Origin of the sequence: Actinomadura sp., from assembly GCF_044508335.1 — a bacterium.
Taxonomy (GTDB): Bacteria; Actinomycetota; Actinomycetes; order Streptosporangiales; family Streptosporangiaceae; genus Spirillospora.
The window spans coordinates 25,067-37,842 of the sequence record NZ_JBIQHY010000004.1 but is presented as its reverse complement, the minus strand read 5'-3'; the positions used below and the strand labels follow the sequence as shown (position 1 = coordinate 37,842).

The 12,776-nt window shown below is 73.3% G+C and carries 14 protein-coding genes; 6 read left to right on the top strand and 8 right to left on the bottom strand.

Annotated elements, in window-relative coordinates; all coding sequences use genetic code 11:
* Window positions 1-22: 22 nt before the first annotated feature.
* From cobC to ACIWVC_RS02820, 5 genes are all read right to left on the bottom strand, one after another.
* A complete protein-coding gene (gene cobC / locus ACIWVC_RS02840) occupies window positions 23-1,036 on the bottom strand; it encodes an Rv2231c family pyridoxal phosphate-dependent protein CobC (RefSeq protein WP_396445107.1) in 1,014 nt (337 codons plus the stop codon).
* Window positions 1,033-1,719, bottom strand: a complete 687-nt coding sequence (locus ACIWVC_RS02835; RefSeq protein ID WP_396445108.1) for a precorrin-8X methylmutase — start codon at window positions 1,717-1,719, stop codon at window positions 1,033-1,035. Before ACIWVC_RS02835 ends, cobC begins: the two co-directional genes overlap by 4 nt.
* Before the next feature lie 52 nt (window positions 1,720-1,771).
* The gene (gene cbiE, locus ACIWVC_RS02830) at window positions 1,772-3,046 is read right to left on the bottom strand and encodes a precorrin-6y C5,15-methyltransferase (decarboxylating) subunit CbiE (RefSeq protein WP_396445109.1); all 1,275 of its coding nucleotides are present in this window, start codon (window positions 3,044-3,046) and stop codon (window positions 1,772-1,774) included.
* Window positions 3,047-3,143: 97 nt separating this feature from the next.
* Window positions 3,144-3,629 carry a hypothetical protein gene (locus tag ACIWVC_RS02825; protein ID WP_396445110.1) on the bottom strand — a complete coding sequence of 162 codons (486 nt, stop codon included), beginning with the start codon at window positions 3,627-3,629 and terminating at the stop codon, window positions 3,144-3,146.
* Complete coding sequence (locus ACIWVC_RS02820; protein ID WP_396445111.1) at window positions 3,626-4,258, bottom strand: GNAT family N-acetyltransferase; 633 nt, start codon at window positions 4,256-4,258, stop codon at window positions 3,626-3,628. Before ACIWVC_RS02820 ends, ACIWVC_RS02825 begins: the two co-directional genes overlap by 4 nt.
* Window positions 4,259-4,318: 60 nt before the next feature.
* On the opposite strand from ACIWVC_RS02820, the gene ACIWVC_RS02815 reads away from it, so the two are divergent.
* Window positions 4,319-4,948: a TetR/AcrR family transcriptional regulator gene (locus tag ACIWVC_RS02815; RefSeq protein ID WP_396445112.1), complete on the top strand. Its 630-nt coding sequence runs from the start codon at window positions 4,319-4,321 to the stop codon at window positions 4,946-4,948.
* On the opposite strand, the gene ACIWVC_RS02810 is transcribed toward ACIWVC_RS02815, so the two are convergent.
* Window positions 4,945-5,589 (bottom strand): ATP-binding protein, encoded by a 645-nt coding sequence (locus tag ACIWVC_RS02810; RefSeq protein WP_396445113.1) that lies wholly within the window; start codon window positions 5,587-5,589, stop codon window positions 4,945-4,947. The two genes, ACIWVC_RS02815 and ACIWVC_RS02810, sit on opposite strands and share 4 nt — an antisense overlap.
* Window positions 5,590-5,818: 229 nt before the next feature.
* On the opposite strand from ACIWVC_RS02810, the gene ACIWVC_RS02805 reads away from it, so the two are divergent.
* The 5 genes from ACIWVC_RS02805 to ACIWVC_RS02785 all read left to right on the top strand — a co-directional run bounded on the left by ACIWVC_RS02805 (window position 5,819) and on the right by ACIWVC_RS02785 (window position 11,120).
* On the top strand, window positions 5,819-6,664 hold the full coding sequence (locus ACIWVC_RS02805) for a helix-turn-helix domain-containing protein (RefSeq protein ID WP_396445114.1): 846 nt from the start codon (window positions 5,819-5,821) through the stop codon (window positions 6,662-6,664).
* Window positions 6,661-6,861, top strand: coding sequence for a DUF397 domain-containing protein (locus tag ACIWVC_RS02800; protein WP_396445115.1), 201 nt, complete (start codon window positions 6,661-6,663; stop codon window positions 6,859-6,861). Before ACIWVC_RS02805 ends, ACIWVC_RS02800 begins: the two co-directional genes overlap by 4 nt.
* A 116-nt stretch (window positions 6,862-6,977) precedes the next feature.
* A complete protein-coding gene (locus tag ACIWVC_RS02795) occupies window positions 6,978-7,997 on the top strand; it encodes an LLM class F420-dependent oxidoreductase (RefSeq protein ID WP_396445116.1) in 1,020 nt (339 codons plus the stop codon).
* A 93-nt stretch (window positions 7,998-8,090) separates the two neighbouring features.
* Window positions 8,091-9,800 carry an acetolactate synthase large subunit gene (locus tag ACIWVC_RS02790; RefSeq protein WP_396445117.1) on the top strand — a complete coding sequence of 570 codons (1,710 nt, stop codon included), beginning with the start codon at window positions 8,091-8,093 and terminating at the stop codon, window positions 9,798-9,800.
* A 144-nt stretch (window positions 9,801-9,944) separates the two neighbouring features.
* Entirely contained in the window at window positions 9,945-11,120 is a 1,176-nt protein-coding gene (locus tag ACIWVC_RS02785) for a cytochrome P450 (protein WP_396445118.1), read from the top strand.
* Here ACIWVC_RS02785 and ACIWVC_RS02780 read toward each other — a convergent pair whose 3' ends face one another.
* Complete coding sequence (locus ACIWVC_RS02780; protein ID WP_396445119.1) at window positions 11,121-11,921, bottom strand: SAM-dependent methyltransferase; 801 nt, start codon at window positions 11,919-11,921, stop codon at window positions 11,121-11,123.
* Between the two features lie 55 nt (window positions 11,922-11,976).
* Window positions 11,977-12,768, bottom strand: a complete 792-nt coding sequence (locus ACIWVC_RS02775) for a methyltransferase domain-containing protein (RefSeq protein ID WP_396445120.1) — start codon at window positions 12,766-12,768, stop codon at window positions 11,977-11,979.
* Between the last annotated feature and the right edge of the window lie 8 nt (window positions 12,769-12,776).

Genomic DNA, 12,776 nt, shown 5'->3' with positions numbered 1-12,776 from the left:
TCCAGGGTCAGATGCTCCAGGGTCAGATGCCGAGCTCGCGGAGCACGTGCAGGAGCCGGTCGTTGGACGGACGGTCGCGCACGGCGATCCGGAGCCAGTCGGAGCCGAGCCCGGGGAAGGTGTCGCCGCGCCGCACGGCGTAGCCGCGCTGCCTGAGCAGGGCCCTGATGCCGAGGGCGTCCGGCACGCACAGGCACAGGAACGACGCACGCGCCTCGGGGACGACGTAGAGGCCGCGTCCGGTCAGCTCCGCGGCCAGGCGGTCGCGCTCCTCGCCGAGTTCGACCGCCCATGCCTCGGCCTCGGCGACGGCCTCCGGCGAGCAGCACGCTTCGACGGCGACGAGCGCGGGCGTGGACACCGCCCAGAGCGGCTGCGCTTCCGCGAGCCGCCCCACCATGTGGGGGTCGGCCAAGACGTACCCCGCGCGGAGCCCGGCGAGCCCCCATGTCTTGGTCAGGGAGCGGATGACCACGGTCCCGGTGGGCAGCCGGCCGGCGAGCGACTCCGGTTCGCCCGGGACGACGTCCATGAACGCCTCGTCCACGACGACCGTCCGGCCGGGCCTGGCGAGCGCGGCGACGGACTCGGACGGGTGCAGCACCGAGGTGGGGTTGGTCGGGTTGCCGACCACGACGAGGTCGGCGTCCTCCGGGACGAGCGCGGGGTCGAGGGTGAAGTCCTTGCTGAGGATCACCCGCTCCACCTCGTGCCCGGCGGCCCGCAGCGCGGCCTCCGGCTCGGTGAACTGCGGGTGCACGACCACCGCGCGGCGCGGCGCGAGGACCCGCGCGAGCAGCACGAACGCCTCCGCGGCGCCGGCGGTCAGCAGCACCTCGTCCGCCGACCTGCCGTGCCGCCGCGCGACCGCCCGGCGCGCCGGGCGCGGGTCGGGGTAAGCGGCGAGGTCCGCGACGGACGCCCTGATCCGCTCGGCCAGCCACTCCGGCGGCGTGCCCGTCCGGACGTTGACGGCGAAGTCGGCGAGCCCGCCGCCGACCTCCGCGTCCCCGTGATGGCGCAGGTCGACGTTCATGGGCGTCCCGCCTCGTGGTGCCCCGCCTCGTGGTGCCCCGCCTCACGGTGGCCCGGTTCGTAGCGCCCCGGTTCGCGGCGTCCCGTCTCGCCGGGTCCCGCCTCGTAGTACAGGAGCGCGTTGACGGCCGCCGCCGCGACCGCGGAGCCGCCCTTCTCCGAGACGTTGCTGAGCTGCGGCAGCCCGCTGGCGCGCAGCGCCTCCTTGGCCTCGCGGGCGCCGACGAAGCCGACCGGCATGCCGACGACCAGCGCGGGGGTCACCCGGCGCTCGATGATCTCGAAGATCGCCTCGGGGGCGGAGCCGACCACCCAGACCGCGCCAGGACCGACCTCGGAGTAGGCGAGCCGGACGGCCGCGGCGGAGCGGGTGATGCCGGCGGCGCGGGCCATCCGGGCGGCGGCCGGGTCGGCGGCGTGGCAGACCGTCTCGCGGGCGGTGATCCCGGCCGCGACCATGCCCTCGTCGGTGACGATCGGCGCCCCGCCGTGCAGCGCCGCCCAGCCCTGGCGGAGGTGCTCCTCACTGGTCAGCAGGTCCACCGCGTACTCCAGGTCGGCGGTGGCGTGGATCACCCGCTCGGCGACGGCCCGCCACAGCGGCGGCATCGGCGACAGGTCGACGCGGGACCGCAGGATCTCATACGACCGGACCTCGATCGGGTGGGGTTGACGGACGGTCAACTGCGCTCCTCCAGTGCTCCGGATCCTTGCTTCCGGACGGGTTACCAGGGTTTCACGCCTTGCGGGGAGATACGTCCGGGCCAGGAAGTACGTCCGGCTCGCCGGGCAGCGCGGGGATTGTCTCGATGGGACGGCTCGTCCGTGACGTCGGCGGTGCGGGGGTCCGGGCGTTCCGCTCGCCCCACACGACGATCACCGGGTCCTCGGGCTGCTCCGGCCGGTCGAGCCGGGTCGCCTGAAGCCGGACGGCGCCGGGGGTGAAGCCCTGCTCGTCCAGGAGGTCCAGTATGGCCTGCGCTTCGGCGGGCGCCGCCACGGCGACGATGCGGGCCGGCGTGAGCGCGGCGCACACCCGCACGGCCTCCGGCCCGCCCTGCCCGAGGAACACCGCGTCCGGCCTGGGCAGATGCCCGGCGGTCGACCGGACGTCCCCGGACGCCATGGCGACCTTGACGCCGTGCAGCCGCACGTTCTGCCTGACGCGCTCGCACGTCGCGTGGTCGCGCTCGACGGCGACGACGGCGGCGCCGAAGCGCGCGCACTCGATGCCCACCGAGCCGTCGCCGGACTCCACGTCCCACACCATGTCGCCGATCCCGGGACCGAGCTTCGCCAGCGCGAACGCCCGGACGTCCGGACGCGGGCCGGGGCCCTCGCCGAACGCCTCCGCCGGCAGCGCCCATCCCGCGGGGGCGCGCGGAGGCCCCGAGGCCCAGCCCGTTTCGCCCAGGGCATGGCGGTTGTCCAGGACGAGCACCACGTCGGGCTCGTTCCACGGGCGCGTGGTGGCCTCCGCGGGACGCACGTACACGACCCGCTCCTTGGGTCCGCCCAGGTCCTCGCAGACCACGAACGAACGCGGCGTGACCGGGAACAGGGCGCGCGCCAGTTCCGCTGGCCCCGCCCCAGGACCGGTCAGCACGGCCACCTTCGGGTGGGCCCGGCACGCGTTCACGGCCTGCCGCAGATGCCCGTCCCTGGCGGAGACGACCAGAGCGTCCTCCCAGGGCAGCCCCGCGTGGGCGAAGGCCCGCGCCACCAGCGGCGCCGCGGGCACGATCTCCGGCGCGTGCCCTCGCTCAAGCAGTTCGCGCACGATGCCGAAGTAGCCGGGGTCGCCGTCCACAACGACGACGACGTCCTGGTCGGTGACATCGACACCTTGCAGCGCCTCTACGGGATCCGTCGTGGCGATCTGGTGAACGTCCGGCGGCAAGGGCGCCCTCTCCAGCAGACGGGCCTCGCCCACCACCAGCGCGGCGCTCTCCAGAGCCGCCTCGGCCGCTTCGGAAAGCGGCGAACCGTCGCAGCCGACGACCGTGAGCATCGCCCTGCCCTGCCGATCGCCTACCGCGCCACGCGCGTGCCGGACCGCGGGACCGGCCGGCCCCCGCCCGCCGGAAGAACGCTCACCAAGACGGCGCTCATCGGGCCGTCCGGCCGTACATGCCGATCACGCGGTCGTCCTCCGGGTCGACGAGGACGACCTGCACGGCGACCGGGCTGCGGGGGGCGCCCGCGGCCTCGGCGGCGAGCCGCTCCAGCTCGCCGGCCGCCCGGCGGCACAGCTCCCGCCCGCACGGCCCGAGCCTGCCCGCCGCCTCCCACAGCGCACGGACCTCCTGGAAGGTCGCCGCCCGCGACACCTCGCCGGCCAGCCCGACCCCGAGGTCCATGTCGAGCGTGATCGACTCCAGCAGGCCCGCGGCGCCGCCCAGCACGGCGACCTGCTCCGCCATGCCCGCCACCAGGACGAGCTGGGCGACCCCGTCCTTCACCGCCTTCCCGGCCGCCTCGCGGACCGCCCCCGCCGGGACGAAGCACGCGTCCGGCAGTTTCGGCAGCATCCGGCGGGCGGCCTCGCGCGCGCCCTCCCCGTACAGCACGAGCGTCCGATCACCAGCGGTCACGGATACCGTCCCTCCTCGTCGTCGTAGAGCCTCGCGGAGGCGCCGTCCGGATGGGCGGGCGGCGCGCCGGAAAGCGGCGGATCGGTCGCGATCCGGCTGAAAACGATCATGTCGCGGCTGACGCCCTCCGCGTCGCGCTCGGCCCCGCGGGCGACGCCCTCGCGGACGTAGCCGGCCTTCTCGGCGACGCGGACGGAGGCGCGGTTGGTGACCATCGCGCGCAGTTCCACCCGGAAGAGCCCGCAATCGCGCAGCGCCCAGTCGGACACCAGGCGGAGCGCCTCGGTGGCGTAGCCGCGCCCGCGCGCGGCGGGCCGCATCCCGTAGCCGACCTCGGAGGTCAGGTGCGTCCAGTCCACCTTGAACAGGCCGATGGTGCCGACGAGGTCGCCGGTGTACCGCTCTGTCACCGCGAGATGGACGCCCAGGCCGAAACGCTGGACCTTGTGGACGCCCTCCCGCAGGAACCAGGCGATGGGCTCGGCCTCCAGGACCGTCGGGAAGTTGGGCGGCAGGAAGTGCTCGCGGGCGCGGATCACCTCGATCAGCGTGCCGGCGTCGTCCAGCGCGAACGGGCGGAGGACGAGCCGTTCGCCCACCAGGCGCACGGTCCCCTCGAAGGCGTTCACGCGCGCTCCCCTCACGCCGCCCGCACGGCGCGGGCCGCCCGCACAGAATAGGCTGTCGAGGTGAGCTACCAGCGCCTGTCCCCGGACGAACGGCGTGCCCAGATCCTGGACGTCGCTCGGCGGATGTTCACCGAGCTGCCCTACGCCGAGGTGTCCACGGCCGCGATCGCCCGCGAGACGGGCGTGCAGCGCGGCCTGATCCACTACTACTTCGGGACGAAGCGGGAGCTCTTCCTCAAGGTCGTCAAGAGCCTGACCGCGTCCGCGGCGATGCGGGTCCCGCCGCCGGACGACCGGCTGACGCAGCCCGAGGCGGTCGAGCTGCTGGTGAACGTGTTCCTCGACACCGCCGAGCAGAACGCGACGACCTGGTTCGCGGCGCTGGACGCCGAGGGCTTCGGGCAGGACCCCGAGCTCCTGCGCATCGTCAACCGGTTCAAGGACGAGGCGGTCGAGCACATGGTCGCCATACTGCGGGTTCCGGAGCCGACCGAGACGCTGCGGGCCGTCCTGCGCGTCTACACCGGGCTGGTGGACGCGGCGACGCGGCAGTGGCTGCAGGAGAAGACGCTCGACCGCGAGCAGGTGCACACCCTGCTCGCCCGGTCGCTGCTGGCGATGGTCGGCGACATCGCCCCCGCCCTGGAGCGGGCCGGCGCCGGAGAGGAACCGGTGCTGGAGAAGGACTAGCGTCCGGACTGGCGCCCGGGGGGCACGCCGGGGACGGCGAACCAGACGGCCTTGCCGCGGACGGGCGGCCCCAGCCGCGACAGCGTGCGGCGCAGCCCCCAGCGGCCGCCGGACAGCTCCCGGACGATGCCGAGCCCCCGGCCGCAGTCGCCGGACGTCCACGAGTAGCAGGGCAGCGCGGCGTCGGCGAACGCGTCGAAGACCGCGCAGCGGACCTCGCGGGCCCGCCCCTCGCCGCGGTAGAGCCACAGCTCGTGGGGGCCGTGCTCGCCGGCGTGCTGGTGGGCGTTGGTCGCCAGCTCGCTCACCATGAGCTGGGCGTCCGCGATCGCGTCGGGCGCCGCGCCGAGCGAGGCGAGCGCGTCGCGCAGGAGGCGGCGGGCGTGGGCGGCGCAGCCCGGGCCGTCCGGCAGGGCCCACACCAGTGCGGGCGCGCGGTCGCCCGCGGCCGGGCCGCCGTCCCGCGCGGCGCCCGGCAGGACATCGGCGCCGGGCACGGCCTCCGCATCCGGCAGGGCCTCCACCGCGGGGACGGTCTCCACCGCGGGCAGGACCTCCGCGCCCGGCACGGGCGCCGCCGGGGGGACGGCCGCCGCGTAGGGCACGGCCGCCGAATCGGTCTCGGTCAACGCGTCGCTCACGGCGTCCGCCGCAACATCGGCCGGCGTGCTCTTCACGGGTCCTCCCGCGGTCTACGTGCCCGGTGCGCGGCCGCCCGGCCCGTCACTGTCGGTCTCCGGACGGTCACGCATCCAAGACTCTCCTGAGATTCTCACGATCGCAAGCGTCTTCGTGGAATTCCCCAGCCCTTCCTGCGGGCTTCGTCAATCGCGTTGTGACGCGCGTCAAGAGTCGCAAGACTCCAGTCCCATGACTTACCGCCCCACCGTCCGTGGCCGCCGCCTAGCGCGGGAGCTCCGCAAGCTGCGCGAGGAGCAGGGCCTGACCCTGCAGGAGGTGGCGGACCGGCTCGACTGGTCGCGAGCCACCGTCTCCCGCCTCGAGACCAGCCAGACCCGCCCGAAGCCGGGCGACATCGCCGACATCCTCGATCTCTACGGCGTCCCGAGCCCCGACCGCGACGCGCTCATCACCCTCGCCCGGCAGGCCGGCCAGCGCGGCTGGTGGACGGCCTACCAGGACGTCTTCGCCGGCAGCTACGTCGCGCTGGAGGACGAGGCGTCCCACATCCGCACCTGGGACCCCCAGCTCGTCCACGGGCTGCTGCAGACCGAGCCGTACTCCCGCGCCGTGATCACGGCGGGCCGGCTGCTGCCCGCCCAGGAGGACATCGAGCGGCGCATCGCCGCCCGCAAGATCAGGCAGGCGCTGCTGGACCGCACCGACGCGCCCCGATTCCACGTCATCTTCGACGAGGCGGTGCTGCACCGGCCGATCGGCGGCGCGGACGTGATGCGCGGGCAGCTGGAGGCTCTCGCAGAGGCCGCAAAAACCCGCCCAAACGTGACGATTCAGGTACTTCCGTTTACAGCAGAGGCGCATGCGGGCCTCGACGGACGTTTCACCATATTGTCGTATCCAGACCCCGCAGACCCCGATATCGCCTACGTAGAGGGCACCATGGGCGACGTTTACCTTGAGAGTGCGGAGGCAATAGCAAAACATAGGGACCGCTTCGATCGGATCGTGGCGGTCGCACTGTCCCCCGAGGATTCCGCGCACCTCATAGCCGAGGCAGCAAGGAGCAGCCCGTGACCAACCTGCAGCGCGAACTCACCGGTGCCCCATGGCGCAAGTCGTCCCGCAGCGGAAGCGGCGACCAGTGCGTCGAGGTGGCGCCCCTGTCCAGCGACCTCCGCGCGGTGCGCGACTCCAAGGACCCGTACGGCCCGGCGCTGGTGCTGACGCCGTCCGCCTGGCGGGGCCTGCTGGACGAGATCAAGGAGGGATAGCGGCGGACCGGGGGCCGCGGCGCCGCGCCGCGGCCCCCGCGCATGCCCGGCCCGCCCTTCCGGGAAACTAGAACCTGTTCTAGTATCGCCGTGCGTCGACAACCGGAGGGTGCAACGTGACCGCGGAACTCAAGCTCGGCATCAACGTCGGCTACTGGCAGCGCGAGCCCGACGACCAGACCGAGACCGTGCTGGCCGCCGAGCGCTGCGGCTACGACTCGGTGTTCACCGCCGAGGCGTACGGCTCGGACGCGTTCACCCCGCTGGCCTGGTACGCGGCCCGCACGTCCCGGATCAAGCTCGGCACGGCCGTGGTCCAGATGTCGGCGCGCACCCCCGCGGCGACCGCGATGCACGCGCTCACCCTGGACGCGCTGTCCGGCGGCCGGGTGATCCTCGGGCTCGGCGCGTCCGGCCCGCAGGTCGTCGAGGGCTGGTACGGGCAGCCATTCCCGAAGCCGCTCGCCCGCACCCGCGAGTACCTCGACATCGTCCGGCAGGTGTGGCGCCGCGAGGGCCCGGTGACCAGCGAGGGCCCGCACTACCCGCTGCCGTACCCGGGCGGCGCCGGCCTCGGCAAGCCGCTGAAGTCGATCGTGCACCCCGTCCGCCCCGACATCCCCGTCTACCTCGGCGCGGAGGGCCCGAAGAACGTCGCGCTGTCCACCGAGGTCGCGCAGGGCTGGCTGCCGCTGTTCGTCGACCCGCGGCAGATCGACTCGGTGTTCGGCGCGTCGCTCGCGAACCGGCCGGACGGCTTCGAGATCGCCGCGACCGTCACCACGATCGTCACCGACGACGTCGACTCGGCGCTGGAGTTCGCCAAGATCCCGCTCGCCTTCTACATCGGCGGCATGGGCGCCAAGGACCGCAACTTCCACCTCGACCTGATCGGCCGGCTCGGCTACGCGGAGCAGGCCGAGCGCGTCCAGGAGCTGTTCCTGTCCGGCCGCCGGGACGAGGCGATCAAGGCGGTGCCGGCCGGGCTGGCCGACGCCATCTCCCTGCTCGGCCCGCTCGGCCGCATCAAGGAGCGGCTCCAGCTCTGGCGCGACAGCCCGGTCACGACCCTGCTGATCGCCGGCGTGCGGGACGAGCCGACCCTCCGCGCCATCAAGGACATGGCCGACTCGTGAGATCGACTCCACATCGCGGCGAGGAATGGGGGTATCCCTCCGGGTGCTGCACAGAAGGCACCCAGAGAAACGCGACTGGAGATGGGACACACGATGTCCGCGCAGCAAGACGCCGCCCGCCTGCTCGTCAGGACCCTTGAGGCGGAGGGCGTCGAATACGTCTTCGGCATCCCGGGCGAGGAGAACATCCATTTCGTCCATGCCCTCACCGACTCGTCCATCCGCTACATCCTCGTCCGGCACGAGCAGGCCGCGGCGTTCATGGCCGAGGTCTACGGCCGGCTGACCGGCCGCGCGGGCGTGGCGTCCGCGACGCTCGGCCCCGGCGCGATCAACCTGCAGCTCGGCGTCGCCGACGCCACCACCAACAGCACGCCCGTCGTCGCGATCTCCGCGCAGGTGGGCCTGGACCGCATCTACAAGGAGTCGCACCAGATCATCGACCTGGTGTCGCTGTTCCGCCCGATCACCAAGTGGGCGGAGCTGGCGCCGCGGGCGGAGGCGCTGCCCGAGATGGTGCGCAAGGCGTTCAAGACCGCGCAGACCGAACGCCCCGGCGCCGTCTACCTGGCCATCCCGGAGGACGTCGAGGCGGCGGAGGTCGCCGCCGATCTCGCGCCGCTGCCGGTGAACATCGTCCGCACGCAGGAGCCGTCGCCGTCCCAGATCGCCCGCGCCGCCGACGTGCTCGCCCTCGCCCGGCGGCCGATCGTCCTCGCCGGGCACGGCGCGACCCGCGCGGGCGCGAGCGACGCGCTGGTCTCCTTCTCCGAGCGGCTCGGCCTGCCGGTCGCGACCACCTTCAACGGCAAGGGCGTCTTCCCCGACGACCACCGCAACGCCCTCGGCGCCGTCGGCTTCATGCGGCACGACTACGTCAACTTCGGGTTCGACGAGGCGGACGTCCTCATCGCCGTCGGGTACGAGCTGCAGGAGTTCGACCCCGTCAAGGTCAACCCGGCGGCCGACAAGAAGATCATCCACATCCACCAGTTCCCCGCCGAGGTCGACGACCACTACCCGGTCGCGGTCGGCGTGCAGGGCGACATCTCCCGGAGCCTGCGCGCGCTCGCCGACTCCGTCCACCGCCGCTTCGACGCCGCCGGCCCGGACCGGCCCGCGGCCTCCGCCCGCGGCAGTTCGGCGGACGAGCTGCACTCGACGGGCCGCAGGATCCGCGAGATGCTCCGCGAGGAGCTCGCCGACGGCGCCACCGACGACGGCTACCCGCTGTCGCCGCGCCGCATCGTCGCCGACGTCCGCGCCGCCATGGGACGCGAGGACATCGTCCTCGCCGACACCGGCGCGGTGAAGATGTGGATGGCCCGCATGTACCCGACGTACGAGCCGAACACGCTGATCGTGTCCAACGGCCTGTCGTCGATGGGCTTCTCCGTGCCGGGCGCGATCGCCGCCAAGCTCGCGCACCCCGACCGCGCCGTCCTCGCCGCGACGGGCGACGGCGCGTTCCTGATGAACTCCCAGGAGCTGGAGACGGCCGTCCGCGAGAACGTCCCGATCACCGTGCTGATCTGGGACGACTCCGCCTACGGGCTCATCGAGTGGAAGATGGACCTCGATCTCGGCACCAGCTCCAACACCCGGTTCGGCAACCCCGACTTCGTCGCGTACGCGGAGAGCTTCGGCGCCCGCGGCCACCGGGTGGAGTCCGCCGGCGAGCTGCTGCCCACGCTCCGCAAGGCCCTGGCCGAGGACGCGGTCTCCGTCGTCACCGTCCCCGTCGACTACTCCCACAACCTGCAGCTGACCGACAAGCTGGGCGACCTCACCGGCCCCTTCTAGCCACCGGCCCCTTCCAGCGGCCGGCCCCGCCCGGTAAGTGGCCGCTTCCGGCCCTGGGGCGATCTTGGTCTGTCCTCGCGGGGACATCCGGGCGAAGCTGTGGGCGGGGCGTCGTCGACGCGGCAGGGAGGCCCGGCGGTGGGCGTGGAGTTCAGTCCGTACGACTTCCACCAGGTGGACGCGGACCCGTACCCGGTGTACGCGCGGCTGCGGGACGAGGCGCCCGTATACCGCAACGAGGAGCTGGACTTCTGGGCCCTGTCCCGGCACGCCGACGTCGTGGCGGCGTTCCGCGACGCGGCGCGGTTCTCCAGCGCCAACGGGCCGCTGCTGGAGAAGCGCGCCTGGGGGCCGCAGGCGCAGGAGGCGCTGTCCTTCATCGCGATGGACCCGCCCCGCCACACGCGGATGCGCAGGCTGGTGTCGCGCGCGTTCACCCCCCGGCGGATCGCCGAGCTGGAGCCCCGCATCCGCGTGATCGCCCGGGGCCATGTCGAGGCGGCCTTCGGCCTGGGCGAGTTCGACCTGGTCGCCGAGATCGCCGCGCGGCTGCCCACCGACGTCATCTCGGAGCTGGTCGGCGTCCCCGAGGCGGACCGGGCCGAGGTGCGCCGGCTGGCGGACACGGCGATGCACCGCGAGCCGGGCACGCGGGAGATCGGCCCGGAGGGCCTCGCGGCCCTGCTGGAGCTGGTCGGGCACTTCGCGGAGATCGTGGCCGACCGGCGCCGCCGGCGGCGCGACGACCTGGCCTCGGCGCTGCTGGACGCCGCCGTGGACGAGGAGCCGCTGACCGACGACGAGATCATCGCGTTCCTGCACCTGCTGGTCGGGGCGGGCAACGAGACCACGGCCAACCTGATCGGCAACGCCTGGTACTGGGCGTGGCGGCATCCCGGGCAGCGGGCCAAGGCGTTCGCGGGCCGGATCCCCGACTGGATCGAGGAGACGCTGCGCTACGACACCGCGGCCCCGACGCAGCTGCGGACCCTCACCGAGGACATCGAGCTGCACGGCGTCGCGGTGCCCGCCGGAGCGCGGATCGTGCTGCTCCCCGGCGCCGCCAACCGGGATCCGCGCGTCTTCGAGCGCCCCGAGGAGTTCGACCTCGACCGCGACACGTCCCGGATGGTGACGTTCGGGAGCGGCCCGCACTACTGCCTCGGCGCCTCGCTGGCGCGGCTGGAGACGCGGATCGTCCTGGAGGAGATGGTGGCCCGGCTGGCGGACTTCGAACTCGACCCGTCCCGGGCGCGGCGCCCCCACTCCCCCTACATCCGGGGGTTCGCGTCCCTGCCGATGGCGGTCGCGCCGCGCTGATCAGGGCTTGCGCGCCACGCCCGCGAGCCACACGTCGCGCAGGTCCTCCCGGATGACCGACGGGTCCGGGGCCCGCCATTCCGAAATGCACACGATGCCCGGATCGTGGACGTCCAGGCCGTCCAGGAAGCGCGCGATGTCGGCGCGGCTGCGGCAGTGCATGGGGGCGTTGCTCTTCGCGAACACCTCCATCCCGGAACGGTTGTCGGACGGGCGGGTTTCCCGCACGGTTTCGTCTGTTATATGGGAAATGGCCAGGTAACTCCCGGAGCACATCGCGCCGGCCAGAACCCCGAGTGACCGGAACGGGTCATCGGCGTCCGGAACGAAATGCAGAACACCGGTGACCAGAATGCCGACCGGCGCCCCGAAATCGATCAATCGCCGGGTGTCGGGGTGGTCGATGATCCGCTCCGGGCGGCGCAGGTCCTCCTCGACCACCGCGACGGTCCCCGGGTCGTCCGCCAGCAGCGCGCGGGCGTGCGCGCAGACGTTCGCGTCGTTGTCGACGTACACCACGTGCGAGCCCGGCGCGTGCCGGTGGGCGATCTGGTGGACGTTCTCCATGGTGGGCAGGCCCGTGCCGATGTCGAGGAACTGGCGGACCCCGCACCCCGCCATCAGGCGCACCGCCCGCCCGATGTACCTGCGGTGCTCGCGCGCGTACAGGGGCGAGAGCGGCTCCAGCTCGGTCAGCCGGTCGGCGGCCTCCCTGTCGGCGGCGAAATTGTCCTTGCCGCCGAGCATCGCGTCATAGATGCGCGCGATGTTGGGCACCGCGGTGTCGAAGGTCGGTGGCACGGAATCTCCGTGGGGCTGGGAAGGAAAGCCACCTTATCCCCGGAATCCCCCTGCGTCAGGCGCGGCACACGATTTCGCCATGGGTCACCGAGAACCAGCCGTCCTCGGTGGCGGCCCACTCCTTCCAGCCCTCGTAGATCCTCCGCAGTTCCTCGCGGGTCGCGTGGCCGCCCGCGACGGCGTGGTCGGCGACGGACGATCCCACCATGCGGCCGCCCCAGGACTCGCTCCACCATTCGCGTTCCTCCGGGGTGGCGTAGCACCAGGCGGACGCGGACGCGGCGACGTCGGCGAAGCCGGCGGCGCGGGCCCAGGAGACCAGGCGGCGGCCGGCGTCGGGCTCGCCGCCGTTGCCGCGGGCCACCCGGTAGTAGACCGGCAGCCAGGCGTCCATGGCGGGCGGCTCCGGGTACCAGATCATCGTGCCGAAGTCGGCGTCGCGGGCGGCGACGATCCCGCCGGGCCTGGCGACCCGGCGCATCTCGCGCAGCGCCCGCACGGGGTCGGCGACGTGCTGCAGCACCTGGTGGGCGTGGACGACGTCGAAGGTGTCATCGGGGAAGTCCAGGGCGTGGACGTCCGCGACGGCGAACTCGACGTTGTCCAGGGCGGCGGTGCTCTTGCGGGCCTCGTCCAGGACGGCCTCGGCGGAGTCGGCGGCGACGACCCGGCCGGGCGCGACGCGTTCCGCCAGGCCGGCGGTGATCGTGCCGGGGCCGCAGCCCACGTCCAGGACGCTCTGCCCGGCCCGCAGGTGCTCGACCAGGTAGGCGGCGGAGTTCTCGACCGTCCGCCACTGGTGCGAGCTCAGGACGGTCCTGTGGTGGCCGTGGGTGTAGGTCGGCATCGGGATCA

Bases quoted from the DNA above. Each gene is read 5' to 3' on its own strand.
- cobC (WP_396445107.1), bottom strand. From the start codon at position 1,036: ATGAACGTCGACCTGCGCCATCACGGGGACGCGGAGGTCGGCGGCGGG.
- cbiE (WP_396445109.1), bottom strand. From the start codon at position 3,046: ATGCTCACGGTCGTCGGCTGCGACGGTTCGCCGCTTTCCGAAGCGGCC.
- ACIWVC_RS02805 (WP_396445114.1), top strand. From the start codon at position 5,819: ATGACTTACCGCCCCACCGTCCGTGGCCGCCGCCTAGCGCGGGAGCTC.
- ACIWVC_RS02790 (WP_396445117.1), top strand. From the start codon at position 8,091: ATGTCCGCGCAGCAAGACGCCGCCCGCCTGCTCGTCAGGACCCTTGAG.
- ACIWVC_RS02775 (WP_396445120.1), bottom strand. From the start codon at position 12,768: ATGCCGACCTACACCCACGGCCACCACAGGACCGTCCTGAGCTCGCAC.